This window comes from Shewanella aegiceratis (genome assembly GCF_019457495.1).
In the GTDB taxonomy this organism is placed as follows: domain Bacteria; phylum Pseudomonadota; class Gammaproteobacteria; order Enterobacterales; family Shewanellaceae; genus Shewanella; species Shewanella loihica.
Window position 1 is genome coordinate 955,926 of sequence record NZ_CP080416.1, and the last position, 26,260, is coordinate 982,185.

Annotated in this window: 28 protein-coding genes; 17 read left to right on the forward strand and 11 right to left on the reverse strand. The window is 52.1% G+C overall.

What is annotated here, in order from left to right; translation table 11 throughout:
• A complete protein-coding gene (locus K0H80_RS04255; RefSeq protein ID WP_220073216.1) occupies positions 1 to 969 on the reverse strand; it encodes a WD40 repeat domain-containing protein in 969 nt (322 codons plus the stop codon).
• 179 nt (positions 970 to 1,148) lie between these two features.
• Here K0H80_RS04255 and fkpA point away from each other — a divergent pair, with 179 nt between their 5' ends.
• Positions 1,149 to 1,916 carry an FKBP-type peptidyl-prolyl cis-trans isomerase gene (gene fkpA / locus K0H80_RS04260; protein ID WP_220073217.1) on the forward strand — a complete coding sequence of 256 codons (768 nt, stop codon included), beginning with the start codon at positions 1,149 to 1,151 and terminating at the stop codon, positions 1,914 to 1,916.
• Positions 1,917 to 2,107: 191 nt separating this feature from the next.
• On the forward strand, positions 2,108 to 2,482 hold the full coding sequence (locus tag K0H80_RS04265; RefSeq protein WP_220073218.1) for a YacL family protein: 375 nt from the start codon (positions 2,108 to 2,110) through the stop codon (positions 2,480 to 2,482).
• A 105-nt stretch (positions 2,483 to 2,587) separates the two neighbouring features.
• Here the strand turns inward: K0H80_RS04265 and K0H80_RS04270 are convergent, their stop codons facing one another.
• Positions 2,588 to 3,217, reverse strand: a complete 630-nt coding sequence (locus K0H80_RS04270) for a response regulator (RefSeq protein ID WP_011864648.1) — start codon at positions 3,215 to 3,217, stop codon at positions 2,588 to 2,590.
• Positions 3,218 to 3,278: 61 nt separating this feature from the next.
• Positions 3,279 to 4,982 (reverse strand): nitrate/nitrite two-component system sensor histidine kinase NarQ, encoded by a 1,704-nt coding sequence (narQ, locus tag K0H80_RS04275; RefSeq protein ID WP_144203927.1) that lies wholly within the window; start codon positions 4,980 to 4,982, stop codon positions 3,279 to 3,281.
• Positions 4,983 to 5,229: 247 nt separating this feature from the next.
• Between narQ and nrfA the strand changes: the two genes are divergently transcribed.
• Positions 5,230 to 6,630, forward strand: a complete 1,401-nt coding sequence (gene nrfA / locus K0H80_RS04280) for an ammonia-forming nitrite reductase cytochrome c552 subunit (RefSeq protein WP_011864650.1) — start codon at positions 5,230 to 5,232, stop codon at positions 6,628 to 6,630.
• A 73-nt stretch (positions 6,631 to 6,703) separates the two neighbouring features.
• Here nrfA and K0H80_RS04285 read toward each other — a convergent pair whose 3' ends face one another.
• Positions 6,704 to 7,246 carry a hydrolase gene (locus tag K0H80_RS04285; RefSeq protein WP_220073219.1) on the reverse strand — a complete coding sequence of 181 codons (543 nt, stop codon included), beginning with the start codon at positions 7,244 to 7,246 and terminating at the stop codon, positions 6,704 to 6,706.
• Positions 7,247 to 7,498: 252 nt separating this feature from the next.
• On the opposite strand from K0H80_RS04285, the gene K0H80_RS04290 reads away from it, so the two are divergent.
• The 4 genes from K0H80_RS04290 (at position 7,499) to K0H80_RS04305 (ending at position 10,819) form a co-directional block, all read left to right on the forward strand.
• Positions 7,499 to 7,837, forward strand: coding sequence for a P-II family nitrogen regulator (locus K0H80_RS04290; protein WP_011864652.1), 339 nt, complete (start codon positions 7,499 to 7,501; stop codon positions 7,835 to 7,837).
• Between the two features lie 12 nt (positions 7,838 to 7,849).
• The gene (locus tag K0H80_RS04295) at positions 7,850 to 9,100 is read left to right on the forward strand and encodes an ammonium transporter (RefSeq protein ID WP_011864653.1); all 1,251 of its coding nucleotides are present in this window, start codon (positions 7,850 to 7,852) and stop codon (positions 9,098 to 9,100) included.
• A 118-nt stretch (positions 9,101 to 9,218) separates the two neighbouring features.
• Positions 9,219 to 9,545 carry a hypothetical protein gene (locus K0H80_RS04300; protein ID WP_220073220.1) on the forward strand — a complete coding sequence of 109 codons (327 nt, stop codon included), beginning with the start codon at positions 9,219 to 9,221 and terminating at the stop codon, positions 9,543 to 9,545.
• A gap of 92 nt (positions 9,546 to 9,637) precedes the next feature.
• Positions 9,638 to 10,819: a tetratricopeptide repeat protein gene (locus K0H80_RS04305; protein ID WP_011864655.1), complete on the forward strand. Its 1,182-nt coding sequence runs from the start codon at positions 9,638 to 9,640 to the stop codon at positions 10,817 to 10,819.
• Between the two features lie 168 nt (positions 10,820 to 10,987).
• Here K0H80_RS04305 and K0H80_RS04310 read toward each other — a convergent pair whose 3' ends face one another.
• On the reverse strand, positions 10,988 to 11,803 hold the full coding sequence (locus tag K0H80_RS04310; RefSeq protein WP_220073221.1) for a substrate-binding periplasmic protein: 816 nt from the start codon (positions 11,801 to 11,803) through the stop codon (positions 10,988 to 10,990).
• A 348-nt stretch (positions 11,804 to 12,151) separates the two neighbouring features.
• Here K0H80_RS04310 and aroG point away from each other — a divergent pair, with 348 nt between their 5' ends.
• Positions 12,152 to 13,204, forward strand: coding sequence for a 3-deoxy-7-phosphoheptulonate synthase AroG (gene aroG / locus K0H80_RS04315; RefSeq protein WP_220073222.1), 1,053 nt, complete (start codon positions 12,152 to 12,154; stop codon positions 13,202 to 13,204).
• Between the two features lie 124 nt (positions 13,205 to 13,328).
• On the opposite strand, the gene K0H80_RS04320 is transcribed toward aroG, so the two are convergent.
• Positions 13,329 to 13,613 (reverse strand): hypothetical protein, encoded by a 285-nt coding sequence (locus K0H80_RS04320; RefSeq protein ID WP_041406420.1) that lies wholly within the window; start codon positions 13,611 to 13,613, stop codon positions 13,329 to 13,331.
• A 291-nt stretch (positions 13,614 to 13,904) separates the two neighbouring features.
• Here K0H80_RS04320 and K0H80_RS04325 point away from each other — a divergent pair, with 291 nt between their 5' ends.
• Positions 13,905 to 15,680 carry an ABCB family ABC transporter ATP-binding protein/permease gene (locus K0H80_RS04325; RefSeq protein WP_220073223.1) on the forward strand — a complete coding sequence of 592 codons (1,776 nt, stop codon included), beginning with the start codon at positions 13,905 to 13,907 and terminating at the stop codon, positions 15,678 to 15,680.
• Between the two features lie 75 nt (positions 15,681 to 15,755).
• Complete coding sequence (locus K0H80_RS04330) at positions 15,756 to 16,013, forward strand: hypothetical protein (RefSeq protein WP_144200806.1); 258 nt, start codon at positions 15,756 to 15,758, stop codon at positions 16,011 to 16,013.
• 30 nt (positions 16,014 to 16,043) lie between these two features.
• Here K0H80_RS04330 and K0H80_RS19735 read toward each other — a convergent pair whose 3' ends face one another.
• Positions 16,044 to 16,253 (reverse strand): hypothetical protein, encoded by a 210-nt coding sequence (locus K0H80_RS19735; RefSeq protein WP_144200808.1) that lies wholly within the window; start codon positions 16,251 to 16,253, stop codon positions 16,044 to 16,046.
• Between the two features lie 113 nt (positions 16,254 to 16,366).
• Positions 16,367 to 16,903, reverse strand: coding sequence for a phosphoglycerate mutase family protein (locus K0H80_RS04335; protein WP_220073224.1), 537 nt, complete (start codon positions 16,901 to 16,903; stop codon positions 16,367 to 16,369).
• A gap of 152 nt (positions 16,904 to 17,055) precedes the next feature.
• Here K0H80_RS04335 and K0H80_RS04340 point away from each other — a divergent pair, with 152 nt between their 5' ends.
• From K0H80_RS04340 to K0H80_RS04350, 3 genes are all read left to right on the forward strand, one after another.
• Positions 17,056 to 17,637, forward strand: coding sequence for a DUF5610 domain-containing protein (locus tag K0H80_RS04340; protein WP_220058938.1), 582 nt, complete (start codon positions 17,056 to 17,058; stop codon positions 17,635 to 17,637).
• A gap of 129 nt (positions 17,638 to 17,766) precedes the next feature.
• Positions 17,767 to 18,507 carry a ferredoxin--NADP reductase gene (locus K0H80_RS04345; RefSeq protein WP_220073225.1) on the forward strand — a complete coding sequence of 247 codons (741 nt, stop codon included), beginning with the start codon at positions 17,767 to 17,769 and terminating at the stop codon, positions 18,505 to 18,507.
• Positions 18,508 to 18,517: 10 nt separating this feature from the next.
• Positions 18,518 to 19,117: a glutathione S-transferase N-terminal domain-containing protein gene (locus K0H80_RS04350; RefSeq protein ID WP_220073226.1), complete on the forward strand. Its 600-nt coding sequence runs from the start codon at positions 18,518 to 18,520 to the stop codon at positions 19,115 to 19,117.
• A gap of 71 nt (positions 19,118 to 19,188) precedes the next feature.
• On the opposite strand, the gene K0H80_RS04355 is transcribed toward K0H80_RS04350, so the two are convergent.
• Positions 19,189 to 19,659, reverse strand: coding sequence for a hypothetical protein (locus tag K0H80_RS04355; protein ID WP_220073227.1), 471 nt, complete (start codon positions 19,657 to 19,659; stop codon positions 19,189 to 19,191).
• Between the two features lie 169 nt (positions 19,660 to 19,828).
• Here K0H80_RS04355 and K0H80_RS04360 point away from each other — a divergent pair, with 169 nt between their 5' ends.
• The 4 genes from K0H80_RS04360 (at position 19,829) to K0H80_RS04375 (ending at position 24,786) form a co-directional block, all read left to right on the forward strand.
• Entirely contained in the window at positions 19,829 to 20,836 is a 1,008-nt protein-coding gene (locus K0H80_RS04360; protein WP_220073228.1) for a Fe(3+) ABC transporter substrate-binding protein, read from the forward strand.
• Positions 20,837 to 20,993: 157 nt separating this feature from the next.
• Positions 20,994 to 22,625, forward strand: coding sequence for an ABC transporter permease (locus tag K0H80_RS04365; protein WP_220073229.1), 1,632 nt, complete (start codon positions 20,994 to 20,996; stop codon positions 22,623 to 22,625).
• 1 nt (position 22,626) lies between these two features.
• Complete coding sequence (locus K0H80_RS04370; RefSeq protein WP_220073230.1) at positions 22,627 to 23,655, forward strand: ABC transporter ATP-binding protein; 1,029 nt, start codon at positions 22,627 to 22,629, stop codon at positions 23,653 to 23,655.
• 186 nt (positions 23,656 to 23,841) lie between these two features.
• Positions 23,842 to 24,786 (forward strand): Dyp-type peroxidase, encoded by a 945-nt coding sequence (locus K0H80_RS04375; RefSeq protein ID WP_220073231.1) that lies wholly within the window; start codon positions 23,842 to 23,844, stop codon positions 24,784 to 24,786.
• A gap of 156 nt (positions 24,787 to 24,942) precedes the next feature.
• Here the strand turns inward: K0H80_RS04375 and K0H80_RS04380 are convergent, their stop codons facing one another.
• The gene (locus K0H80_RS04380) at positions 24,943 to 25,401 is read right to left on the reverse strand and encodes a cupin domain-containing protein (protein WP_011864671.1); all 459 of its coding nucleotides are present in this window, start codon (positions 25,399 to 25,401) and stop codon (positions 24,943 to 24,945) included.
• Between the two features lie 185 nt (positions 25,402 to 25,586).
• The gene (gene argR, locus K0H80_RS04385) at positions 25,587 to 26,057 is read right to left on the reverse strand and encodes a transcriptional regulator ArgR (RefSeq protein WP_011864672.1); all 471 of its coding nucleotides are present in this window, start codon (positions 26,055 to 26,057) and stop codon (positions 25,587 to 25,589) included.
• Positions 26,058 to 26,260 lie beyond the last annotated feature (203 nt).

Sequence of the window (26,260 nt, forward strand, 5' to 3'; positions counted from 1 at the left end):
TCAATCGGGCTTGGGCCAGGTCTCCAGCAAGCCATTGCTGCTAAAGCTGATGATCTGCCCATTAATGGTTTCAGCCACAGAGTATACAACGGCGCCCTTGATTTGGGCACGCTCGGTGCGGGTAACTTGCCAGTTGGCGCGCATTTTTCCATCGGCGACCCGCCAAACGCTCACTTCTCTGGCGGGAGTGCCCGTTAGCAGTGTCTGATTATCTTTGGTAAAGCGTGCGGTGGAAAAGTTCATTGTGCGGCGTTTTATTTTAAGCGACGACACAGGTTTACCTGTCTGGGTCTGCCAGATGTCGGCCTTGTTGGTGCTGTCGGCGGCAAACGCCAGGCTGGCGTCCTGACTCAGGCTCACCTCTAGTACCCGGCTGGGGAGTTGCCACTGGTGCAAAGGCTGGCCCGTGTTGGCCTGCCAGAGGAAGACTTTATTGTCGTTGCCGCCGGACAGCGCCCAGCGGCCGTCGGCGGACAAGGCCACGCTGTTGACCTTTTCGCTGTGGCCGAGGAACTTGATTAAGGTATCTGTCTGGTGATTGAGGGACATGACGCTGCCGTCGGTGAGGCCGATGAGCAGGGTACCGTTATCGGCCAGCGCCAGACACTGACCGTTGGCGGGCAGGGACCACCATCCCAAGGGCTGGCCGTCGTCCATGTTCCACAGGGCAACAGAGTCGCGGCTGAGGGAGGCGGCATATTTCAGGTTGTCCGACAGCGCTGTGGCTATGGCTGTGCCGCCCGCTTTGCCGTGGAGCCACTGATATTTAAGCGTTTTTTTTGTGAGGTCCCAGAGCTGTAGGTTGTTGCTGGTGGTGCTGACCAACAGATATCGGGCCTGGGGGGAGAGGCTGGCGTCATAGCTGGGTTCGGCGACCAGGCTGCTCACCTCGGGTTTAGGCTGGCAAGCGCTCAGCAGGAGCGTACAAGCAATCAGTGTACAAAAATGTAGCAATCTGGTTCTGCTCATGAACTTGTTCCTGGTTGCGTTGTCTCTAGCTCAAAGGTTTTCGCCTGGCGCAATGTCGCCAGGCGACATTGATGAAACTTAATCAATGTAATTGGTATATGTTAATTAACTAGTATAAAGTGGTTCGTCTTAGAAGAGTAAGGTTATTGTAACCACAAGAAAATGCTGAGGAAGCTTTAATGAAGTCCATTTATAAAATGTCACTGGTCGCGTTGGCGGTGGTTGGTCTAACTGCTTGTAACCAAGAACAAAAAGTAACAAAACCGGCAGAAGTTAAACTTGAGACCCAAGCGCAGAAGCAAGCCTATAGCGTAGGTGCGTCTATCGGTAAATATATGTCTGGTCATATCAAAGAGCAGGAAGAGCTAGGTCTACCAGTGGATCGTAGCCTGATCATTCAAGGCTTTAGCAATGGTCTGAACGATGAGCTTAAGCTGACTGAAGAAGAGATGCAGACAGTACTGCAAGGCCTTGACGAGCAGTTAAACGAGAAGCGTCAGGCGCAAGCGACTGCATTGGCCGAGAAAGCCCAGGCAGAGAGCGCAGCTTTCCTAGAAGCCAACAAGGCGAAAGAAGGCGTTGTGACGACAGAATCTGGTCTGCAGTATGAAGTGATCACCGAAGGTACTGGTGATAAGCCGGCTGCAGAAGATACGGTTGAAGTGCACTATGTGGGCACACTGATCGACGGCACCGAGTTCGATAGCTCTATCGCCCGTGGTCAAAGCGCTAAGTTCCCGCTAAACCGTGTTATCCCAGGTTGGACCGAGGGTGTTCAGCTGATGTCTGTGGGTTCTAAGTACCGTTTCGTGATCCCAGCCGAGCTGGCCTATGGTAGCCGCGACACAGGTAGCATCCCAGCTAACTCTACGCTGATCTTCGAAGTTGAGCTGCTTTCTATCGAGAAAGCTGCGCCAGCAGCAGAAGAAGCCGCAGCGGCTAAGTAAGCCTAATGACTAAAGGCTTAAAAGGGGCGCTTAGGCGCCCTTTTTTGTGGCCGAAAGAAAAGACTGTGAGAACCGCATGTGTGAACAGCGAGGGGGAATTTTCGCCGCTTAGTCCAGAGGGAATCGGATAACTCTGGCATTGTCTCGGCCTTAGGTTAGAATTTGCAAGGTAACCTTGGGGAAGACAGCTTATGGAATATGAATTTCGTCGCAACACATTGACCGGCACCCTGGTGGCACAGTTCACCATGGATCATGAGATTATGGGGCTTTGGTTTGTCGATGAGCTGGGCGAAGACAAGGCCCTCATAGCGCAGATCGCGTCGACCATAGCGGCGCTGCAGCAGGGTAGGCTGACAGAGCAACGTTTTGTCGGCCAGGGGATCTCCCTCGAGCTGGATGAAGAGCAGGCCAGAGTATTTGCCAACGCCCTGGAGATGGATGACGACACCCAACTGGATGAGTCCATGTCCCTGTATGACGGTGAGTCCGAGGCCTTCTGTGGCCTGGAGGATTTTGAGGCGGCGCTCAAGAGTTGGCAGGCCTTCATCGAAGAGAGTCGATAGACAGGGAAAGGGTATTCTGGGAAGTACAGAAAGTTTTACAAAGAAAAAGGCAGCTCAGGCTGCCTTTTTACGTGTTAGCTGTTTTGGCCGGCGTAGCACCTAGGCTCATTGGTTTAGGTAGCGTACCGCCATCTCGGTGCGTGACTTGGCGTTGGCCTTGCGCAGCAGGTTCTTCACGTGCACCTTGACCGTTCCTTCGCTGATATGCAGCTGCTCTGAGATCACCCGGTTGCTCTTACCTTCGGCCAGTTGCTCGAGGATCTGTAGCTCTCTCGGGGTCAGGTTGTCTATCCAGGCCTGCTCGTCGGCGCCATCTTTCAGCTCATAGATGAAGTCTTCCACCGACTCAGAGATCACTCTGTGACCCTGCATGGCATTCTTCAGCTTCTCCAGCAGCAGATCCGGCTCTGTGTCTTTGAGCAGGTAACCGTCGGCGCCAGCCCTGACCAGGCGGATAACGTCCTGCTTGGCATCGGATACCGTGAGGATCACGATGCGGCTGGTGACCCCTTCCTGACGCAAGGCATTGAGGGTATCTAGCCCTGTCATTCCCTTCATGTTGAGGTCCAGTAGCACGATGTCCGGTTCGTTTTCGGCAATTGCCGACAGGGCATCTAGGCCGCTGCCTGCTTCACCAAATAGGGTGAAGTCTGAGTCAGAGGTGATAAGTTGACAGATCCCGCGACGTAGCAGGGGATGATCGTCTACAACCAAAACTGAATATGGTTTGCCCATTTTATTGCCTCCACTGAGGTCTGTTTTATTTAAAAATTAGTATCTTATATCACCAGCATCCCTACTGGCGCGGCTCTTGTTCGGGCGGGAAAAGCAAGGTGACCGTGGTTCCGCCCTGTTCATTGCTGCTGAAGTCTACCACACCCGAGAGGCGACTTGCGCGTTCATGCATGATTCCTATGCCAAAATGTTGATCCCTCTCCTTGAGCTTCTCCAGGCCGACGCCGTCGTCGCTGATGCTGATCTTGACGTTATTGCCGCTGCGGGTGCAACAGATATGAATATGATCCGCCTGGGCATGCTTGATGGCGTTGAGGGTCGCCTCACGGGTGAGCTGCAACACATGAATGTGTTGATGAGCACCAAGCAGTTGAATAGGCAGCTTGTCTTCCAGGGTGATCTTGGCGGTAGTTTGTCCCCTGAGCTGGTCGAGCATCATCTCGATCGCATGATTGAGGTTGGGATCTTTAATGGTCAGACGGAAGGTAGATAGCAGCTCACGTAGCTGCACATAGGCGGTGTTGACCCCTTCGTTGATCTCCTTGAGCTGCTCCTCTACCTGGGGGCTGCGGCACTGGCTGTCCAGCCCCTTGGAGAGCAGGTTGACCTGGATCTTGAGAAATGAGAGTAGCTGACCCAGAGAGTCGTGCAGCTCGCGGGCGATCACGCCGCGCTCCTCCATCAGTGCCAGCTGCTGGCGCTGCTCGCCGGCGTTATAGATGACAATAGAGCGGGCCAGCATGATGGCGAAGTTCTCGAACAGGGGATGATTGATCTCGCCCAGGGCAGTGACCTCAAGATAGCCCAGTTCGTTGTCGGCAAATTTTAGCGGGAAACGGGTCTGGCTACGCGAGGCGATGGGCCAGCCGCCGTCGGCATCTATGTAGAGCTTCTCCTTGTCATCCTGGGCGATCACCAGGCGCAGGAAGCTGTTGGGTTCGTGGGCCCTGAGCTGATTTAGCGCTTGTTTCAGGGTACTGATCTCCAGCTTGCCCGAGTGCAGCATCACCAAGTTGTCGTAGAGCAGTTTGAGCTCGTTGTTGGCGCGGGTGAGGGCGAAGGTTTTCTCTTTGACCTGATTTTCCAGGTTGTTATAGAGGGTCGACAGCTCTCTGGCACTGGTGGCCAGCGCGTTGCTTAGCGAGCTGAGCTCGATATATTCGCTATCTGGCATGGTGACATCGAACTCTCCCTTAGAGATGGTGTTGGCCGACTCCATCAACTGATTGAGGGGAGTGACCACCTTACGCTTGGTAAAGCGTACGGCAAAGAAAGCGATCAGTAACATGAGGCCCAGGCCGGTGATCTGGCTGGCGGCCAGCAGCTTGAGCTTAAAGGCGGCGAATTCCTCGGTTTCCAGCACGAAGAGATCTATGGTGTCGACGAAATCTTTGAGGGCGGAGACATAGAGGCGTGAGTTCTCCTCTTCGATATATTGCTTCATCACCTGCCACTTCTGGATAACCAACAGGTACTGGGAGGCGAGATCGTCCGGCGTCATCCAGTCGAGTGAGCGTTTCAGTGCATCCGAGTGGAGGGTGGCCTCAAACTCTCTAATTTTGTCGTCGGCTCCCTCGCTGCCGGAGTTGGCGTAAAACATCAGACGGTAACTCTGCATACGCAGAGAGCCGGAGGCGTTGATTGCTCTGGCGTCTCCCAGGCTATAAGCCAAATTAGCTATGGCGAAGGTGGCGAGTCCACTGGAAAGTAAAATTAAGGCCAGCATTAACCTTAATATGGTGGAGGTGAGGCTGCCTTTCTTCATGTATTAGAACTCATTAAATTATAGGGAAAAATCGGAAATTTGGACTATGATACTTGTTTAGCAATTGCTGATAAAATTAACAAGGTGATAAAAATGTGACCAACAACACATTCACATTATGATCTGCCTCAAGTTTTAACCCGGATACCCCATAAGGGGTATATTTTTAACGGGGTTAAGGGACTAACTTTGGCCTTGGAGATGTTGTGGTTTTTAAGACTACTATAAAAAGTAACACGGAGATGAGATGGTGAGAACATTAACTACAAAAACCTTTGCACTGAGTGCTTTGGTCGCCGCTGGCCTGATGGCTACCGGCGTGATGGCAAGTGACAAGACTGAGCCACGTAACGAAGTCTACAAAGACAAGTTTTCTAAGCAGTACAACAGCTGGCATGACACAGCCGAAAGCAAAGAAGTTGTCGATATGCTTGAAGAAGTGCCTAGCCTGGTTGTGTTGTGGGCGGGTTACGGCTTCGCCAAAGATTACAATGCCCCTCGTGGTCATATGTATGCAGTAACCGACGTACGTAACACTCTGCGTACCGGTGCGCCTAAGTCTGCCGAAGATGGCCCAATGCCAATGGCATGTTGGTCATGTAAGAGCCCAGACGTGCCTCGCGTGATCGAAGAGCAGGGCGAAGATGGCTACTTCACTGGTAAGTGGTACAAAGGCGGCGCAGAAATCGTGAACACTATCGGTTGTTCTGACTGTCACGAGAAAGGCTCTTCTAAACTGCGTATGTCTCGTCCATTCGCCGAGCGCGCCATGGCAACACTAGGCACTCCATTTGACAAGGCTTCTAAGAAAGACAAGCAGTCTATGGTGTGTGGTCAGTGTCACGTAGAGTACTACTTCGAGAAGACCAAAGATCGCAAAGGTTTTGTTAAGTTCCCTTGGGATATGGGCACAACTGTTGAGCAGATGGAAGTCTACTACGACAACATGGAGTTCAAAGACTGGACTCACGCCGTATCTAAGACGCCTATGCTGAAAGCACAGCACCCAGGCTATGAAACTTGGCAGCTAGGCGTACACGGTAAGAACAATGTGACCTGTACTGACTGTCATATGCCTAAGGTGAAGAATGCTGAAGGCCGTAAGTTTACCGACCACAAGGTAGGTAACCCATTCGATCGCTTCGAAGAGACTTGTGCGACTTGTCATACTCAAAGCAAAGAGTTCATGGTTAACCTGACTAAAGAGCGCAAAGTTAAGGTTGCTGACCTTAAGGCACGTGCCGAGTCTCAGCTAGTTAAGGCGCACTTCGAAGCTAAAGCGGCTTGGGATGCGGGTGCAACTGAAGCTGAAATGAAGCCAATCTTAATGGATATCCGTCACGCACAATGGCGCTGGGATTATGCAACCGCCTCTCATGGTGTTGCGGCTCACGCAGCTGACGAAGCGCTACGCATCCTAGGTACTGCGGTAGATAAGGCTGGAGATGCACGCATCAAACTAGCTCAACTGCTAGCAACCAAAGGTGTTAAGCAACCTATCGCCTTCCCAGATGTTTCTACCAAGGCTAAGGCGCAAGCTGCGCTGGGTATGGACATGAACAAGTTGAATGCCGACAAGGCAGAGTTCAAGAAGACTGTATTGCCTAAGTGGGATGCCGAAGCTAAGAAGCGCGAAGCAACTTACTAATTCCCCCCCCCCTGCATAGTAAAAGCCCCGGTTATCCGGGGCTTTTTTATATCTTCACTACTTTATTTGGTCACTACTTTATCATCTTCAGCAGGGCCCTGAATCTGTCGCCACTGGCCTCAGCCTGCAGCTCGAACAACAAAGACTCGCTATTGGTCAGTAAGGCGCCGTGCTGGGTCATCATCTCACAGCCTAACTGCTTATTGGCCTCGGTTCGCGAGGAGACGGCGTCGGTCACCAAGTGCACCTCATATTCGTTGTCCAGCAGATCCCGGCAGGTCTGGTAGACGCAGATGTGGGTCTCTATGCCTGCGAGCAACACCTTGGGCCTGCCATACTGCTGCAGTGCCTGCCTGAAGGACTCGGCGTGCCAGCCGCTAAAATGAGCCTTAGGGATAGGCTGATAATGAGGCGTAAGCAGCTCGGCCAATGCCGGACTAGTGGCCCCCAGCTTATCGGGCAGCTGCTCCAGCCAGACGACAGGGATATCAAACAGCTCGGCCGCCTTTATCAGTGTGGTGAGCCGGGTTTCAAGTTCCTCAGCCTGGTGCATCAGGGTGGCCAGCTTTCCCTGAACATCGACGATGATGAGTACACATTCCTGTGGTTGCAACATAGGGCGCTCCTCTATGGGTGATGACTCCATCATACCCGGATAATTTCGCCACCCAATCCGTCATAAGTCGAATAGGCGACTGCGCTATTTTTGTGCGCTCTGTGCATAGTCGCACCTAATTGGTGCATTTATATGCAGCATGAAGGACGTCGCTATTGCTAAGCTTATGAATGTTAAGGTTTTGTAATATTGGCCTGATGATTGAATTGCCTTTGGCATCAGCAAGAATACTAAGATGAGTCGGAGGCGGTAATGAAATTAATCAGCGCAATAATCAAGCCATTCAAACTCGATGATGTGCGAGAAGCCATTGCAGGGTTGGGGATTGAGGGGATGACGGTGACCGAGGTGAAGGGGTTCGGACGTCAGAAAGGCCATACAGAGCTCTATCGTGGCGCCGAATACCAGGTGGATTTTCTGCCTAAGGTCAAACTGGATATCGCCACTAAGGCTGAAAACGTCGATCACCTTATCGAGTCCATCGTCGCGGCGGCGCATACGGGCAAGATAGGCGACGGCAAGATTTTCGTGACGGATCTCGATCAGGTGATCCGTATCCGTACCGGCGAACTCGATAACGAAGCACTTTAAGGGGGAATTCCAATGGAAGAGTTAGTAACACTAGGTGCGACAGTATCTGAGTTAAAGTTTGCTCTCGACACCTTTTATTTCTTGATCTCTGGCGCGCTGGTGATGTGGATGGCGGCCGGGTTTGCCATGTTGGAAGCGGGTCTGGTGCGCTCTAAGAACACCACAGAGATCTTAACCAAGAACGTCTGTCTCTATTCTATCGCCTGTATCATGTATCTGGTGGTGGGTTACAACATCATGTACGTGGATAACGCCGAGGGTGGCTGGTTACCATCGTTCGCCAGCCTCATTGGTGCTCAGGCAAGCGATGCCGACCACGCGCTGGAATCGGATTTCTTCTTCCAGGTGGTGTTTGTGGCGACCGCTATGTCTATCGTCTCGGGCGCCGTTGCCGAGCGTATGAAGCTGTGGGCCTTCCTGATCTTCTCTGTGGTAATGACTGGGGTTATCTATCCTGTCGAAGGTTACTGGACCTGGGGCGGCGGTTTCCTCTCCGAGGCTGGGTTTGTCGACTTCGCCGGTAGTGGCATAGTACACATGGCGGGCGCGGCGGCGGCTATCTCGGGTGTCTTGTTACTCGGCGCTCGTAAGGGCAAGTATGGCCCTAACGGTCAGGTGAATCCTATCCCAGGTTCTAACCTGCCGATGGCAACCTTAGGTATGTTCATCTTGTGGATGGGGTGGTTCGGCTTTAACGGTGGCTCTCAGCTGCTGGTGTCTGACGCCGAGAACGCGTCGGCGGTGGCGAAAATCTTCGTTAACACTAACTCTGCAGCCGCCTTTGGCGCCGTCTCTGCCCTGGTGGTCTGTAAGATGGTATGGGGTAAGGCGGACTTGACCATGATCTTAAACGGTGCCTTGGCGGGCCTGGTGGCGATCACCGCAGATCCTTTGTCGCCATCACTGCCTCTGGCCGGAGTTATCGGCATGGTTGCCGGCGGTCTGGTGGTCTTCTCCATCGTGATGTTCGACAGAGTCAAGATTGACGATCCTGTCGGTGCTATTTCGGTGCACGGTGTTGCCGGCCTGTTCGGTGTGATGCTGGTGCCGCTGTCAAATGCCGATGCGACAGTCTTGGGTCAGCTCTACGGCGCCTCGGTCATCTTCGCCTGGGTATTCGGGGTTTCCTTTGCGGCCTGGTATATCCTCAAGATCACCATGGGGATCCGTGTCTCGGAAGAGGAAGAGTACAACGGTATGGATGCATCGGATTGTGGCATAGATGCCTACCCAGAGTTTGTCTCACTCAAGAGCGCCAGTTAACGGCTAGTCAAAACAGATTACCAAAACTGATAGTAGAATTAACAGGGTCCGTACCTCATGGTGCGGACCCTGTCTTTTGTATTATGCTATCAAAAAATGCGGTGTAAGGAGCGCTAACATGAAGCAGTCTCTCTGGGTGTTGTTGTCGTTACTGGTCTCAATTCAGTTGCAGGCCGGTCAGGTGGTGGTGCGTAAGTCGAGCGAACCCTTCGACGCCTTCGCCGTGCGCGACAAGGTGCAGCAGGACTTTGAGTGGCGGGAATCCCTGCGTTTGCAGCAGCAGATCCAGATATTGCAGAGTCTGCCCTTGGGCTGCGTGCTGTTTAAGTCGCCCTATGCCTACTATCGTTGCGGCGCGAGTTTTTATCGCCCCTATCTGTATCAAACCGAGGGCCTAGACCCTCAGCAGCTCTATATTCAGGTCGATCCGCCAGTATCTCAGTGATTGTTAATATTTTGTAACGCTTTGCGTGGGGCAAAATGAAAAAGCCTACTTTATGATAGATCTTACGGTGCCCTCATCAGCGTAGGTTTAATATGAAAAGGCTAATTGAGTATAAGCGCGCTATCTTGTTGTTATTCTTCATAGTGAGCGGTTGTGCCAGCGGCCCGGGTAAGGAAACCCTCGCTAATATCGATCAGTACTTTGCCGACGATGAATTCGCGGCGGTTGCGGTTCAGGTTACGCCGGATAAGCTATTTGCGCTGCCGACTCAGGTCACGATCGATCTGCGGCAAGATTATAAGCGCAGCCGAATGGCGCGAGACTATATTGCCGCTAACTTGTGGCTAGCCAACTACATCAACGCCGATAAAGGCGGTTTCAAATACCAAGATAATCTAACAAAGATCCCGGCGGATACCTTTAATGCGCGCGCCGGTAACTGTCTGTCGTTGGTGTTACTCAGTGCCTCGCTTGCCGATGCCTTGGGGGTCGATGTCGAGTTTCAAGAGGTCGAAGTGCCGCCCGTGTGGGACAAGGCCGGTGACTTCTATCTGGTGAATGGTCACATCAATCTGCGCCTAATTCCAAGAGAGACGAGTGATACCTTCCTTGCCGACAAAAATGCGTTGCAGATAGATTTTCTGCCCGAGCGTACCATGCGTGGCTATGCCAAAAGGCGAATCGACAGAACCACTGTCATGGCGATGTTCTATAACAATGTCGCGGCCGAGTCTCTGGTGGAGGGACGTTACGACCAGGCCTATGCCTATCTGAAGCAGAGCCTGATGTTAAAGGCCGATTTTATTCCCGCCTTGAATACCCTGGCGATCCTCTATCGCTACAAGGGGTTGGATGATAGGGCGGAAAGTCTCTATAAGCTGGCGCTTTCCCGAGACAGTGAGGATATGAATGCCCTGTTTAACTATGGGGTGTTACTCGCCAGTCAAGACAGGCTAGAGGAGTGGGCCAAGGTGCATAAGACCCTTGAGCTGGTTAGGATCCGCAATCCCTATTACTACTATGACATGGCGCAGCAAGCCTACTCGGAGCATGAATATCAGACGGCGCTTACCTGGTATAAACGTGCGGTAGAGAAGGCCGATTATCGCCATGAGTTCTACTTTGGACTCTCCAGGGCCTATTGGGCCACGGGCGATGAGCGCAGGGCTAAGCTGAACATGCAAAAGGCACTTTCGCTGTCGGTGGATGAATATAATCAGCGACGTTATCAGGCCAAGCTGCAGGCGATGCAGTCCCATCAAGGGATTCATTAGTCTTTTTATTCAGAGAAAAGGTTATTCAGAGAAAAGGTTATTCAGAGACCAGTTTATTCATAGATTAAGTCTTCTATAAACCAAGGCAAACAGGCACGTATGCCTTGGTTTAATGACCGTATAATTAGTTCACTCAATGAATCGTTAGCCGCATGAATAGCTAGCGGGTTACTTGAGATCTAAAGGCATTTTTTCTGGTTCAAGTTCCGACTCAGGCTTAGACACTGGCTCTAGTTCGAGTTTGGGGGCGGGCGCAGAGGGAATGCTTTTCCTCACCTCCTCGGCTTCTTCTCTATCCAGTTGCGCAATACCCAGATCTATCTTTTGTGCTATAGACTGACTGTGGCAGGCTATCTTGCGCGGCGCCGCTGCAAATAGGGAGTGGCGAGAGGTTGGCTGCAGTGTGTCGACTCTAAACTTCAGCTGCTCACGGTAGTAGTCGAAGATGCGCCCCTCTAGGATGATGGCATCGACCCGCCCGGAAAACAGCATCATCACCTGACTCTTCTGACTATTGGATTCGCCATATTGTGGGTTACTGAGCGCCATCTGATAGAAGTCTCTACCTAAGTATTGGGTCGCGTTCTGAAACCCCATGACAGAGATCCCGGCCAGATCGGCAACCGAGTCGATGGCCAGTTTATTGCTGGTCAGGGTAAACACGCTGTTTTGGTAGCTGATTAGGCTGCGGGTGTAGTAGAGACCCGCCAAGTTTTCCGGCGCATTGATGAGGCAGTCGACATTGCCACTGGCGACCTGACGAAAGGCTCGCTTATTGGGTGACAGATAGATATGGCCGATCGATAGGGACTGCTTGGCTAACGCGGAGGCGAGACGCTCATATTGAATTCCGCTTTGACCGTTAGCAAAGAAGTAAGGGGGTATGGTGTTGCTGACCGCAAAGGAGATCTCAGTATTAGCATTTTGTGCCAGGAGTGGGTTAGAAACTAGCATAAAACCAGATGCCAGCAGCAATCTTCTCATCGGGGGGATGGTTACCTCAACAGGGGGCTGTAGCGCCATCGGCGCTGTTTCGAGAGCCTCAATGTGACTCTCTTATGACCATTAATAATCTACTATAGATAGCCTTTTGGTCGATTTCCAGATAAATGTTAACACTTTGTTTTGTTAATTCTGTTTTTTCTAGCACGCTTAGCTGAGGAAGTTTTAAATAAAAATAATAATTTAATCTTATATAACAGATGGTTATTTTTATCTTCTTTATTTTATTAATGTTTGGTTGCAATAGCTGTGGATACTGGATAAATTGAAATCAGTAGTGCAATAGAGAGACCCTTATTTAATCCAGAGCCGGAGTGGAAAATAAATATCATGTATTATCAAACTGATGACGTTCGCATTAATAAAATTAAAGAGTTGTTACCCCCTGTCGCCATCCTCGAGCGATTTCCGGCAAGCGAAAATGCATCGGCAACAGTGTTTAACGCGCGGCAGAATATTCACAATATCCTGAAAAAAGAAGATGATCGTCTGTTGGTGATCATTGGACCCTGTTCTATCCACGACCCTAAGGCGGCGCTGGAATATGGTGAGAGACTCGCCAAATTGCGCGAGCAATATAAGGATCAACTCGAGGTCGTGATGCGCGTCTATTTCGAGAAACCGCGCACCACTGTGGGCTGGAAGGGCCTGATCAATGACCCTTACATGGACAATAGCTTCAAGCTCAACGATGGCCTGCGCACAGCTCGAAAACTGCTTTTAGATCTCAATGAGTTAGGCGTGCCGACCGCGGGTGAATTTTTAGATATGATCACGCCTCAATATGTGGCGGATCTCATGTGTTGGGGCGCTATCGGTGCTCGCACCACTGAATCACAGGTACACAGAGAGCTGGCATCTGGCCTCTCTTGCCCTGTCGGTTTTAAGAATGGTACCGATGGCACCATCAAGGTGGCTATCGATGCTATCGGCGCCGCCAGTGCGCCGCACCATTTCCTGTCGGTGACCAAGTATGGCCATTCGGCGATCGTCTCCACCAAGGGCAATCCTGATTGTCACATCATTCTGCGTGGTGGCAAGGAGCCTAACTATAGCGCCGAGCACGTGCAGGCGATCAGCGAGCAGTTGGCTAAGGCTAACCTGCCGCAAAATATCATGGTGGATTTTAGTCATGCTAACAGCAGCAAACAGTTTAAGCGCCAGATGTTGGTGGGCGAAGATGTGGCCAGCCAGGTGAGCGCCGGTGAGCGGGCGATTTTCGGTGTGATGGTTGAGAGTCACTTGGTTGAGGGACGTCAGGACTATATCGAAGGGCAGCCGTTGTGTTACGGCCAGAGCATCACAGATGCCTGTATCGGTTGGGAAGATACCGAAACCTTGCTGGCAAATTTGAATCAGTGTGTGCTCGAGCGCCGCAGCTAACGCTATGCCAGCTTTGCCCAAGGTTTTGTTAGTTGCAGAGTTAGTGACAGTCGCTTGATGCTATGCCGACCTGAAATGAAAAAGGAAGCCAATAGGCTTCCTTTTTTGCGTTCTGCTGGCCTGTTTATTTGGCTTGTTGTTTCACCAGATATTCGTTGGCTTTAGCAAGACTGCCAAAAGACGATATTAAATTGTTTTGACCCTTTTGTTGGATTTCTGGGCTGTTCGATTCTGTCATCATCCATACCCAAGTTTGTACCAATGGCAATGGAGGGTATTGCACGTCAGATGATTGTGGCATATCGGCTTCCTTTAAAAATTTGGGGTTATTCCCGCTCTGCTTTTTACTCAGCTTGAACTGCCTTAAGCTGATCTTGAGATTATCAAAATCTCCGGCAAGAGATAACAATAATTACCCCGTTGAAACACTAAACTGATAATTATTCTCTCAAGAATAATGCTTTTTTCTGGTTTTGCCATCATTTAATCAGTCAAAAGTTGTACCTGTTTGTACGATGGACTGCACCAAAAGTCTGATATTGACCTGCTTATCTAAGGCAAAATGCTAACCCCTTGGCAAAGGCGGATAATTGAGCTAGTGGCGGATGAGCCTACTGAGGTAAGATGGTGTATGTTATGGCTTTTATCTTAAACTCACCTAAATGCCATCGTCCTTATCTTGATGCTAGCTGGAGTTGCCATGCGTCCCACGCTCTATTTTGATGGTCCTATCGATAAACTGAACTGGCATGTCCTGAAATTGCTTTGGCCCTATTTATTGGAGTTTAAGGGACGGGTAGTGCTGGCGCTGGCCTGTCTGGTGGTGGCCAAAATGGCGAGTGTCGGCCTGCCATTCGTGCTCAAGCAATTGGTGGATACCCTGAGTGAGGCATCTAGCGAGCAGATGATCGCCGTACCCATCGCCCTGGTGCTCGCATACGGCAGCCTGCGCCTGCTCAATACGGTGATCTCAGAGGTGAGAGACACACTATTTGGCCGGGTCACCGAGCGGGCGATAAGGCGCCTTGGCTTGTCTGTGTTTGACCATCTGCATCGGCTGGATCTGGCGTTTCATCTTGAGCGGCGTACCGGGGGACTGTCGCGGGATATCGAGCGCGGTACCAGCGGGGTCAGCTTCTTGATGCGCTTCATGGTATTCAACATAGTACCGACCCTGCTCGAGATAGCCCTGGTGGTGGGTATCTTGCTGTATAACTATGGCTGGGCATTTGCGCTAATTACCCTGAGCGCCGTCGTTGCCTATATTCTCTTCTCCATCTTCGCCACCGAATGGCGTACCGGCTTCGTGCGGGAGGCAGCGATGGCCGATTCTCAGTCCAATACCCGCGCCATAGATAGCCTGCTTAACTATGAGACGGTGAAATACTTTAACAACGAGGCCTATGAATCTGAGCAATATGATCATGCCCTCGAGCGCTGGGAAGTGGCCAAACGTAAGAATCGACTCTCATTGTTTGCGCTCAATGCTGGTCAGGCGCTGATCATCTCGCTGGCGATGACCCTGATGTTGGCGCTGGCGGCGACTCAGGTGAGCCAGGGGGCCATGACCATAGGTGACTTTGTGCTGATCAACGCCTTCATGATGCAGCTGTTTATGCCGCTGAATTTTTTAGGCTTCGTCTACCGCGAGATCCGCGGCGCCCTGGCCAACATAGATCGCATGTTTAGCCTGCTAGACAGGCAGCCTAAGATTGAGGATGCCCCCGATGCGACATCGCCCCATATCACCCAAGGGAGCCTTAAATTTGAGGGGGTGAGTTTTCGTTACGGTGACAGGCCTATCTTGTCCGATGTGAGTTTCGAGATCCCCGCCGGTCACAAGGTGGCGATAGTGGGGGATAGCGGCGCGGGGAAATCTACCATAGTGAAGCTGTTGTTTCGCTTCTATGAGACGCAGCAGGGGACTATCACCATAGATGGCCAAGATACCAAGGCGCTGACTCAACACGCGCTGCGTAGCGCCATCGCCATAGTGCCCCAAGATACCGTGTTGTTTAACGACTCTCTGCTGGAGAATATTCGTTATGGTCTGCCGGGGGCGAGCGATGATCAGGTGAAGGCGGCGATAGAGCTGGCGCATCTGTCAAACTTCGTCTCACAACTCAGTGAAGGCTGGCACACCAAGGTGGGTGAGCGCGGGTTAAAACTCTCCGGCGGCGAGAAACAGAGGGTGGCGATCGCCAGGGCGATCCTCAAGGGCTCGCCCCTGTTGGTGTTCGATGAGGCGACCTCTTCGCTGGATAGCCATTCGGAGCAGGCGATCCTCAATGCGCTCAAGGAGATGGCCAAGGGGCATACGAGTCTGGTTATCGCCCACAGGCTGTCGACGGTCGTGGATGCCGACCAGATCTTGGTGCTGAGTCAGGGCAAGATAGTTGAGCGTGGCGATCATCAGAGCCTGTTGGCGGCCGATGGCCTGTATAAGAAATTATGGACCGTACAAAATCAGCATTAATTGTGTGGGATTAAGTATTCGTTCAGGTTTGATTTGCATAATATTTGTTAATAACAAACCTACGGAGGCGGTCCCATGAAAAACATCCCTATACATGCAAGTATCGAAGGCCAGGCGCGGATCGTAGATACCGATTGGCTTGCCATCATGGCGACCTTAAGAGAGCGGGGATTGGGACAGGAGGAGTTGGTGGTCGTCTATGCCCAGCTGAGCTCCTACCTGAGGGTCACAACACGGGGCTTGACCCTTGCCATGATCCCGCCCTCGACCGTAATCGAAGGGCTTACGCGTGAAGTAAAGCACTACGCGAATGACTATGCGGGGATGATGTAGGGTTTGCCGCCAGACTGGCTGGCAGAAGGACTAGGCTGTTTTTGAGGTGTTGATCGGCTTCCAACCGTCACAGAGGAGGCTGAGCTTGGTATTTTGCGGCTCATAGGGGGTCAGTCTAATGATCTCTCCACCCTTGAAGCAGATTGTCTCGCCTTCGATAACCGTTAATCGGTTGCAGTTTTGACAGCTAACCGACAAAGGTTTACTTTTATTTCCCGCTCCAAAAAACGAATTACTCACCAGTGATTCTCCGTGGCTGCGCTTAACGTCAGCGCGTGCTGCTATTCCATATATCGCTAATGTAATCAAGTTTAGATCATAAAGCTAGCGCTATCTAGACTAATGTCTAATCCTTATTGGGTATTGCCTGAAGTTGCACCATATTGGGTTTTTATCAGGCTACTTGCGCCATTTTGGGGCAGGGAAAGGATAAACAAATTGTCATATTCATCCTCTCTCAATTGAGGTATTTCGGGTCCTCGAAGTGCCTTGATGATCAGTGGCACAGTATTGGAGTGGCCGGCGATGATCACATTGCCCTGCTGCGCCATCACCTTGTCGGCAATGGTCGCAATATGTTTGTCCAAATCCTTGCCTGCGTCGATGACAACTAAAGGAATTCCTCTGGCGGTAATAAGCGGCGTTAAGGTTTCCTGCGTGCGCTTGAATTGTGTGGATATGGCCAGGCTGAGTGGGGTATCGCCCAAGCTTTCAACCAATGCCTGTGCTCGCAACTTGCCCGCGTCATTCAAGCTAGGGTCGCGTCCCTGGTCGGCTTTTTCGGCATGACGCACCAGAATTACCGTCTTGCTGGCGATCGCTGGATTGGCCTGCGCCATCGGTAGGTAAGCTACCAGGGCGAGAAGTCCAAAGCTGATGAGTCGTAACATGGGAACCCTTATTTAATTAACGAATTGGTTAGCATATCGCACTTTGGGTGAATTGCCGATGACAGATTAATTGGGCATTTGCGCTAAAGTTGCTTACAAAATGGACGATAATAATAGCTGAGGGTTAATTTAATTTGGTGAGCGAGGCGATTATGGAGATTCAAAATCACGGCGGAGCCGTATCTGCGGCGGCGCACAACAAGACAGATTCGACGACTAACCATGGTCAACAAGTCTCCGAAGTGGCCAAGAACAAGACGGCTTTGGCGGCCAGTAAACAGCTGATGAATACGGCGATCCTGGAAGCGCAGCAAGAGGTGAACTTGAGCGCGGGCAATGAGCCCATGCAGCTGTTGTATAAGGCGGCGATTGAGGCGATTAATGAAGAGCTGGCACCAACCATGGGTGAGCACGCCATCGAGACGGCGGCGGCTCAAGGGGTGGATACCTCTCCCGAGGCGACGGCCGAGCGCATCGTCAGCTTCGCGACTCAATTCTTCGCCATACATCAAGAGCAAAACAGCAGCATGTCCTTCGATGAGCAGCTCAGCTCCTTCATGGACATAATCGGTGGTGCCATTGACCAAGGTTTCGATGAGGCCAAAGATATCCTCTCCGGACTCAAGGTGCTTGAAGGCGATATTGCGGCTGGGGTCGACAAGACCTATGGCTTAGTACAGGAAGGGCTGCAGGCATTCAGAGACAGTTTCAATCAAGAGACAGAGCAAGAATAAGGCCTTCTGACTCCCATTTGATTTCGATAAACCCCTTAAGATAAGGGGTTTTTTGTTATCTTGACTCGGATAGAAAATCTATGAATCATGGGAGTATCAGTATCGATTGATGCCAGCAGAGGTGGCGATATGTGGGGAGAGGCAAAGGTTGTAGAGCGGATTGACTGGAGCGATCAGTTATTTACCCTGAAGCTGTCGGCAGATATTGGCGAATTCATTGCTGGACAATTTATTAAGTTGTCGCTGCATATCGACGATAAACGTGTCGCCAGAGCCTATTCACTGGTCAATGCGCCCGATGCGCCGCTGCTGGAGGTGCTGGCGGTCAGTGTGGACGATGGTCTGCTATCGCCTAAGTTGCAGGCCTTAGCCCCGGGAGACAGCATCGATATCTCCACTAAGGCGGCGGGCTTCATGACGCTGGATGAGATCCCTGCCCAGGGCAAGCATATGTGGTTTTTTGCTACGGGAACCGCGGTGGGCCCCTTTATCTCCATGATGAGAACCACCGAACCATGGCAGCGTTTTGAGCGGGTGATCTTAGTCTACGGCGTGCGCTATCAAGAGGATCTCGCCTATTATGAAGAGCTTAAGGCGTTCGAGGCCAAATACCCCGGAAAGTTTACCTTAGTCACCTCAGTGACTCGGGAGCTGGTGGAAGGGGCGCTCAGTTGCCGCATCACCCAAGGTATCGAGTGCGGTGTGATCGAGCAGCAGGTCGGCCTCAAGCTGAGCGCGCAAGATTCACAGGTGATGATCTGTGGCCATCCAGAGATGATCAAGGAGCTCAATACCCTGTTGCTGTCCCGCGGGCTGGCTAAGAACCTTCGCCGGGCGCCAGGGCAGATCACCGTCGAGAAATATTGGTAGAGGAAGTGAGATGCAATTACTCTTTTCGCCGGCGTCACCCTACGCCAGAACCGTGCGGGTCGTTATCGCGCAGTTTGCCATCAGGGGCATCGAGCCGGTCGCCGTCAATCCACTTGAGAATACCGAGCTATTGCTGGATGCCAATCCGCTGGCCAAGATCCCTTGTCTGCTGTTAAACGATGGTGGCACCTTGTATGACAGCGAGGTGATTCTGCGCTACCTGGATCATGAGTATTGTGGTGGCGAGTTGTTTGGACAGCCCGGTGATTCCTGGTACGGCGAGACCCAGTATTCCCTGATTAAGGGCTTGCTCGATAGCGCGGTGGCCTTAAGGCAGGAGCAGATGCGTGACGATGAGGGTTTGCGTAGCCCATTTTGGACGGCCCGGTTTGAACAGGCCTTACTCAGGGGCTTGGCGCAGATAGAGTTGATGGCCATTTCTGGCCACAGCAAGGTGTCCTTACAGCAGATCTGTCTCGCCTGTTTGTTAGAGTATGTAGATTTTCGTCATCCGGATCTGGATTGGCGTAAGATCGCGCCGGCCACGGCCAGATGGCTACAGACCTTCTCCAAGGGCGCGGCCATGTTAACCACACGCCCCCACGCCTAGGCTTGGCTGTATCACTAAAGAGCTTGCGCTCAATGATTTGGGTGTAGTGAGGAGCCGTTGGTGCTTTTCTGTTAGTGGCGAGTATCAGTATGGCGCCGTCCCTTAGCCGGTTGACTGCGCCTGTTGGGCTCGCCAAACACACCATAGAGTTCACGGGTCACACCGAAGTCGACCCGCCTATCGTCAGTTTGTTCTCTCCTGTCTTCATGATGCAGATATCGGCAGCTACATTCACCCTCGCTGCAGCCGGGAAGTGGTAGTGTTGGTGCGTCTTTGGAGAGGAATCGTTTGCCTCTTAATTTCTTCGCGCTGCCACACAGGCCCTCTTCGTTGACGATCTCGACACAGTGATAGGGATGGCTGGTATTGAGGCTGTGCGTCGGCGCATGGGGAACTTCTTCGCTGATCATCCTAGCACTCAGGTTGGCCTGCGGCCCGGCGGCCCTGCGGGCCCGCCTGACTCGTACCCGAGTAAATCTATGTTTAAACAGGAATAAAATAAGAATGACGGCGAGTATCAGCGCGAGAATTTCCAGAAACATATGAGATCCTTTTTGTGGCCGAGTCCTTTGAGTCTAGTCAGCGAGGCTTTTTTGGTCAAAATGAGCGGTCTCGTAAATTTTGATGGATCTCACTTGCCGTTTCCTGCCAGATTGATTACTCTTGTCGCAATTGATAATTATTATCATTAACTTTATCGCGGAGTATTGCATGAGATTCATGAAACGTTTGGCTGTTCTGGGTTTTGCTTGTGTCACTTCAATGGCCAATGCGGCCGACAGCGTCACTGTTTATTCTTACCGACAGGCTTTCCTAATCGATCCCATTTTGGCCGACTTTACCAAAGAGACTGGCATCAAGGTCAATCTGGTTTTTGCCAAACAGGGCATTGCCGAGCGAATTGCCCGCGAGGGACGTCTGTCACCTGCGGATCTCGTGCTCACCTCAGATTTCTCCCGTTTGATGGAGTTGGCGGATAAAGGGCTGGTGGCCTCGGTCGACAGCGAGACCTTAGCGCAGAACATTCCTGCGAATCTTCGCTCGCCCAATGGCGATTGGTTTGCCCTGACGAAACGCGTGAGAAATATCTACTCTTCTAAGGAGCGTCTCGGCCCTTTGGAGATCGATTATGAAGATCTGGCGGATCCTAAATTTAAGGGCAAGATCTGTACCCGTAGCGGTAAGCACCCCTACAACATCTCTCTGGTGGCGTCGATGATCGCCCATCATGGTGAGGCAGATACCAAGACCTGGCTGGAAGGCGTTAAGGCAAACCTCGCCCGCAAGCCACAGGGTAACGACAGGGCGCAGGTGAAGGCGGTTAAAGAGGGACTGTGTGATATCGCCATAGGTAACAGCTACTACTTGGGTAAGATGTTACAAGATCCTAAGCAGGTGCCTTGGGCCGAGGCGGTCAACATTAACTTCCCGAATCAGAAAAATCGCGGTGCTCACATCAATGTCTCTGGCATGGCACTGGCTAAGTATGCCCCAGCGCGTGAGAACGCCATCAAGTTGATGGAATACCTCTCGGGTCAACAGGCGCAGCAGACCTATGCCGAACTTAACATGGAATATCCAGTCAAGGTGGATGTGAAGCCGTCTAAACTGGTAGCCTCCTGGGGTGACTATAAGGCCGATGAGCTGCCCATTTACAAGCTGGCCGAGTATCACGGCGCGGCGGTGAAGTTGCTCGATCAGGTCAAGTTCGATCTCTAGTGCTAGGCGGTCGTTGCTTAAAAGATAGCCTTCCTTAGGGAAGGCTATCTCGTTTTTATGCCGCATGGGTCACTATTCAATTAATAATCGTTTGCGTTTAAGCTTAGATTTAAGTTGGTCATAGATAATGGCCTGACTCGCTTTATTGAGATTTTCTATGATTTTAGGCTTTCCCAAATCCTGGTCGACCCTAAGCTATCTGACCGCCATCTGTTTCGCCCTACCGCTGGGAGCCATCTGCATACAGGCAATGGTGCCAGATGAGGCGGTATTCGGTCACCTGATGCAAACCGTCCTGCCGACCTATATTTTCAACACCTTGGCCTTAATGTTGTTTGTCAGCCTGGGCGCCTTGCTGATCGCCGTGCCTGCGGCTTGGTGCGTGGCCCGCTGTGATTTTCCCGGACGCAATTGGTTTCAGTGGGCGTTGCTGCTACCACTAGCCATGCCGGCCTATGTGGTGGCCTATGTCTATACGGACCTGCTGGATTATGCCGGGCCGGTTCAGGCCTGGCTGCGGCAAGTCAATGGCTGGCTGTCGCCTACGGATTATTACTTTCCCGATGTGCGCACCCTGGGCGGTGCGTCTGTGATGCTGGCACTGGTGCTGTTTCCCTATATCTATCTGCTGGCGCGCACCGCCTTCATGGAGCAGTCGCCAAGCCTGCTGCACGCCTCCAGAGTGATGGGGGCAGGGCCCTGGCGCAGTTTCTGGCGACTGAATTTGCCTATGGCACGGCCCGCCTTGGCGGTGGGGGCGGCGCTGGTGGCGATGGAGACGGCCGCCGATTTCGCTACCGTCAGCTACTTTGCCGTGCCTACCTTGACGACGGCTGTCTACGATACCTGGCTGGGATACGGCAGTCTGGCGGCGGCAGCCAAACTCTCAGCCATCATACTGCTGGTGGTCTTCTGCCTGATCGGTGCCGAGCGATTTGCCCGGCGTAAACAGCAGCTGTTTCAGAAACAGACGCCGATAACCTCCCACGAACGATATGCGCTATCGGGTTTCAAGGCTTGGCTCGCCGCGGGCTATTGCGCTGTGCTGCTGCTGTTGGCCTTCGGCCTGCCGGTATGGGTCTTGCTGGGGTATGCCTGGGATTATTTTGATGTCAGTTGGAATCAGGCCTTCTGGGAATACAGTCTCAACAGCCTGATCATTGCCCTAGTGGTTAGTCTAGTCACTGTGGTGTTTGCCTTGCTCTTGATGTTTGTCCGGCGCTGCAGCCCAAGAAAAATCGATATCCTGCCGTCACGTCTGGCCTCGACGGGCTATGCCCTGCCGGGTACTGTGCTGGCGATAGGCGTCTTGGTGCCTCTGAGCCTTCTTGATTTCGCGGTCAACGATCTCTATGCGTATTTCGACCAGAGTGGGCCAGGACTCATCTTCAGTGGCACCCTGTTTGTATTAATTTTTGCCTTTGTGATCCGCTTTGCTGCCATCGCCATCGGCAGCATAGAAAACAGCTATAATCAGATCAGTCCCTCGCTGGATATGGCATCGGTCACCATGGGGATGAGGCCCAGTGCCATTCTATCGCGGATCCATCTGCCACTGCTGCGCAGCGGCATCTTCGCCGCCATCTTGCTGGTCTTTATCGAGTGTATGAAGGAGCTGCCGGCAGCTTTGCTGCTCAGGCCCGTGGGGTTTGAGAATCTCGCCACCTATGTCTACCAGTTTGTCTCAGACGAACAGCTCGAGCAGGGCGCCCTGGGGGCCATAGTGATCGTCTTGGTGGGGTTAGTCCCGCTTATCTATCTCAATCGCTCCTTGGAGCAAGGTAACTAATATGTCGACACTTACCATAGAACAGGTTCACAGCGATTATCAGGGGCAGACGATTCTGCGCGGCTTAGATCTTGTGCTGCATCAGGGAGAAATTGCCGCCCTGCTCGGCCCAAGTGGCTGTGGCAAGACCACGCTCCTCAAGGCGATTGCTGGGCTGCAGCCTATCTCCCAAGGGCGTATCAGCATCAATGGCCGACTGCTCTCTGGACCCGAGACGTTTGTGCCTAGCGAGCGGCGAGAGGTCGGGATGATTTTCCAAGACTACGCCCTGTTTCCTCACCTGACAGTGGCCGAGAATATCTTGTTCGGGGTGAAAGGCTTGGATAAGGCCGCCAGACAGGCGAGGCTGGGTGAGATGCTGGCGCTGGTGAAGCTAGAGGGCTTAGGGGGCCGTTATCCTCACGAACTCTCGGGGGGTCAGCAGCAGCGGGTGTCGATTGCCCGGGCGCTTGCTTATGAGCCAGAACTTCTGCTGCTCGATGAGCCCTTTTCCAATATCGACGCTAAGGTGCGCGGAGAGATGATGGTGGAGATTCGCGAGATCTTAAAGCAGCGCGGGGTAAGCGCCGTGTTTGTAACCCACAGCAAGGATGAGGCCTTCGTGTTCGCCGATAAGCTGGCGCTCTTCAAGGATGGCGCCATAGCTCAGTATGGCAGTGCTGAGAGCCTCTACGCCGAGCCAGCGGATAAGTATGTGGCGGAATTCCTCGGTCAGGTGAACTATCTTAGCTGTGAGGTGAAAGATAGGGCCCGGTTACAGACCCTGCTGGGTGAGGTACAAAGCAGCAGTGATTTGCCCAAAGCGGCCGGATATCGCGGCGAGCTCCTGCTGCGTCCGGAGCAGCTGCAGATGGCAGGAGATGAGCAAGGTGAGGGCACTATAATAGCGCGGCGCTTCCTCGGTAATCTGTGCCACTACAGCATCTTGATTGGCGAGGAGATGTTGGCAGTGCGCTCGCCCCTGTACCATTTTAGCCCTGGGCAGAAGGTTGGCCTGTCGGTGACGCCTCATCCGGCGGTGCTCTTCTAAGCTAGCCTATGTAACACTTTTGTGAAGGGCATTTGCGTCTGGCTATGGTTGCCAACTTAAAAAAAAGTTAATCTAGCCGGTAAATGACGTTTCGCTTTAACGGTTTGTGGGTTGTGTAATACTAATTATCGCTAAAGTTTCGGATAATAACGCCGAAATTGAGACTGACGAAAGGTAGGTTTATTTATGGATAGTCTGGTTATGCCACGTGAACAGCTGGGTGTGTGTGCCGAAGGAAATTTACATAGCGTGTATCTGATGTTCAACGCCAACGACGGCGTCGAGTCTCAGCTGCGTCCCTGCGTCGCCAATGTCGCTCAGTATATCTATGAATTGGCCGACCAGTATGCCGACAGCGCCTTCAACGGTTTCGTGGCCATAGGTGCCAACTATTGGGATAGCCTGTATCCAGGGCGTCGTCCTTCACAGCTCAAGCCTTTCCCGGCCATGCATGCCGACAATCGCGATGCACCGGCCCATGAGTATGATCTCTTCGTGCATCTGCGCTGCGATCGTTACGATATCTTGCATCTGGTGGCCAACGAGGTGTGTCAGATGTTTGAAGATTTGGTAGAGCTGGTGGATGAGGAGCGCGGATTCCAATTTATGGATACCAGGGATCTAACCGGATTTGTCGACGGCACTGAGAACCCTAAAGGGCGTCACCGTCAGGATGTGGCCCTAGTAGGCGACGAAGACGAATATTTCCGTGGCGGCAGCTATATTCATGTGCAGAAGTTTGCCCATAACCTCAGCAAGTGGAACCGCCTATCGCAGAAGAAGCAGGAAGATATCATAGGCCGCACCAAGATAGACAATATCGAGTATGCGTCTGAGGACAAGCCACTTACCAGCCATATCAAGCGGGTCAATCTGAAGGATGCCGACGGTAAGTCGATGGAGATCCTGCGTCAGAGTATGCCTTACGGGTCGATGAGGGAGCAGGGGCTGATGTTTATCTCAGTCTGTCGCAACTCGGTGCATTTCGAGAAGATGCTGAGCAGCATGGTCCATGGCGACGGCGAGGGGAACCACGATCACCTGATGCACTTTACCCAGGCACTGACTGGCTCGGCATTTTTTGCCCCGTCGCTTGATTTCATGGAGCGAGAGGCAGAGTGCGAGGATTAGAGTTCGAGGATTAAGGCATAGCGGTTCTCTTGAACAGTCGCTTAATATGAGTCTCTCAATCTGAATTCCTCAAAGTGACCAGCGTCTAGTAGCTAGACGCTAACCCAATAAAAACACACCCTAAGGTGTGTTTTTTTGTGCCCGCTTAACGTTGAATTAACGGTCGGGATCCCAGTAGTTGGTGGGGCGCTTGGCATAGATCTCGTCGATGGAGCGCACCTGCACCTTATTGTGTTCCGGGTACACCACCACATCATGGGGATCGCGATTGCCCAGCACCAGAAACAGGAAGTCGGCTTCGGATTCGTTTTTCAGGGTATGGGAGATGCCTGAATTTGCAGTAAAACAGATATAGTCGCCTTGCTTAAAGGGGTGAGGTTCACCGTCGATATACAGGGTGGCTTCGCCTTGCAGCGCGTAGAGGTGTTCCTCTTCCTTGGTGTGATAGTGGGCGACGGAGGAGAGTTTGCCGGGTTCAAGTCGTTCCATGGTGACACCGATCTGCTGACAACCGGCGGCATCGCCGATATGTTTTTGATGACTGGCGTATCGATCTGAGTGTTGCCAAGATTCCCAGCAAAGGTTGTCGATATTGATTATCTTATTGTTATTCATCTCGGGTCCTTAACCATCGGGTGACAGAGGGGATGGTTTGGACTCAGTGTATCCTATCAGATATATAGTATTCAATTTGAGGGTGAGTAAAATCTAGGTAAAAGGTGGGTAAAAAAACACCCTTTGCCCAAACAGGCTAAAGGGTGTCTCTCGGGGGATGGCCTAGGCTATCCTTGCGAAGCGGACTAATCGGCGTAGTTAAACAGCGACTTGACCGTCTCGAGCGTCTTGTCCACTTCCTGAATGTTGGAAGGGCAGATGAAGATGGTATCGTCACCGGCGATGGTGCCCAATATGCCCTCTGGCTTACCTATAGAGTCCAGCAGTCTGGCGATCAGCTGGGCCGCACCTGGGCTGGTTCTGACCACTATCATAGATTGATTATGGTCGACATCCAGCACTAAGTTTTTCAGTGGGCTGCCGGCCGTCGGGACCCCAAGCTCGGCGGGCAGGCAGTAGACCATCTCCTGCTTGGCGTTGCGGGTGCGCACGGCGCCAAACTTGCTCAGCATACGTGAGACTTTGGATTGGTTAATGTTGTTGAAGCCCTCGGACTGCAGGGCGTTGACTATCTCGCTCTGGGAGCCAAAACGCTCCTCTTTCAAGATAGCCTTAAAGGTCTTTACAAGTTCGTCTTGATTTTTATTGGCTTGCATATCGAATTATTCTTATATTCAAAAAACTGGGTTATTTTGAATATTTTTGCGCCATTAGTCAAGCGTTATTCGGATTGTGTGAATAAAAATTCAGGTTTACGGGGTGGTTGGAGCGGTAAGTGGTCGCAGGCAAGGCCGGGCAGTATAACTTAAATGGTCTGTAAATGGCAGTTGGCTGGGAGAAATTGAAATTATCTGGCCAC

Bases quoted from the DNA above. Each gene is read 5' to 3' on its own strand.
- K0H80_RS04255 (WP_220073216.1), bottom strand. From the start codon at position 969: ATGAGCAGAACCAGATTGCTACATTTTTGTACACTGATTGCTTGTACG.
- fkpA (WP_220073217.1), top strand. From the start codon at position 1,149: ATGAAGTCCATTTATAAAATGTCACTGGTCGCGTTGGCGGTGGTTGGT.
- K0H80_RS04265 (WP_220073218.1), top strand. From the start codon at position 2,108: ATGGAATATGAATTTCGTCGCAACACATTGACCGGCACCCTGGTGGCA.
- K0H80_RS04270 (WP_011864648.1), bottom strand. From the start codon at position 3,217: ATGGGCAAACCATATTCAGTTTTGGTTGTAGACGATCATCCCCTGCTA.
- narQ (WP_144203927.1), bottom strand. From the start codon at position 4,982: ATGAAGAAAGGCAGCCTCACCTCCACCATATTAAGGTTAATGCTGGCC.
- nrfA (WP_011864650.1), top strand. From the start codon at position 5,230: ATGGTGAGAACATTAACTACAAAAACCTTTGCACTGAGTGCTTTGGTC.
- K0H80_RS04285 (WP_220073219.1), bottom strand. From the start codon at position 7,246: ATGTTGCAACCACAGGAATGTGTACTCATCATCGTCGATGTTCAGGGA.
- K0H80_RS04290 (WP_011864652.1), top strand. From the start codon at position 7,499: ATGAAATTAATCAGCGCAATAATCAAGCCATTCAAACTCGATGATGTG.
- K0H80_RS04295 (WP_011864653.1), top strand. From the start codon at position 7,850: ATGGAAGAGTTAGTAACACTAGGTGCGACAGTATCTGAGTTAAAGTTT.
- K0H80_RS04300 (WP_220073220.1), top strand. From the start codon at position 9,219: ATGAAGCAGTCTCTCTGGGTGTTGTTGTCGTTACTGGTCTCAATTCAG.
- K0H80_RS04305 (WP_011864655.1), top strand. From the start codon at position 9,638: ATGAAAAGGCTAATTGAGTATAAGCGCGCTATCTTGTTGTTATTCTTC.
- K0H80_RS04310 (WP_220073221.1), bottom strand. From the start codon at position 11,803: ATGAGAAGATTGCTGCTGGCATCTGGTTTTATGCTAGTTTCTAACCCA.
- aroG (WP_220073222.1), top strand. From the start codon at position 12,152: ATGTATTATCAAACTGATGACGTTCGCATTAATAAAATTAAAGAGTTG.
- K0H80_RS04325 (WP_220073223.1), top strand. From the start codon at position 13,905: ATGCGTCCCACGCTCTATTTTGATGGTCCTATCGATAAACTGAACTGG.
- K0H80_RS04330 (WP_144200806.1), top strand. From the start codon at position 15,756: ATGAAAAACATCCCTATACATGCAAGTATCGAAGGCCAGGCGCGGATC.
- K0H80_RS04335 (WP_220073224.1), bottom strand. From the start codon at position 16,903: ATGTTACGACTCATCAGCTTTGGACTTCTCGCCCTGGTAGCTTACCTA.
- K0H80_RS04340 (WP_220058938.1), top strand. From the start codon at position 17,056: ATGGAGATTCAAAATCACGGCGGAGCCGTATCTGCGGCGGCGCACAAC.
- K0H80_RS04345 (WP_220073225.1), top strand. From the start codon at position 17,767: ATGTGGGGAGAGGCAAAGGTTGTAGAGCGGATTGACTGGAGCGATCAG.
- K0H80_RS04350 (WP_220073226.1), top strand. From the start codon at position 18,518: ATGCAATTACTCTTTTCGCCGGCGTCACCCTACGCCAGAACCGTGCGG.
- K0H80_RS04355 (WP_220073227.1), bottom strand. From the start codon at position 19,659: ATGTTTCTGGAAATTCTCGCGCTGATACTCGCCGTCATTCTTATTTTA.
- K0H80_RS04360 (WP_220073228.1), top strand. From the start codon at position 19,829: ATGAGATTCATGAAACGTTTGGCTGTTCTGGGTTTTGCTTGTGTCACT.
- K0H80_RS04365 (WP_220073229.1), top strand. From the start codon at position 20,994: ATGATTTTAGGCTTTCCCAAATCCTGGTCGACCCTAAGCTATCTGACC.
- K0H80_RS04370 (WP_220073230.1), top strand. From the start codon at position 22,627: ATGTCGACACTTACCATAGAACAGGTTCACAGCGATTATCAGGGGCAG.
- K0H80_RS04375 (WP_220073231.1), top strand. From the start codon at position 23,842: ATGGATAGTCTGGTTATGCCACGTGAACAGCTGGGTGTGTGTGCCGAA.
- K0H80_RS04380 (WP_011864671.1), bottom strand. From the start codon at position 25,401: ATGAATAACAATAAGATAATCAATATCGACAACCTTTGCTGGGAATCT.
- argR (WP_011864672.1), bottom strand. From the start codon at position 26,057: ATGCAAGCCAATAAAAATCAAGACGAACTTGTAAAGACCTTTAAGGCT.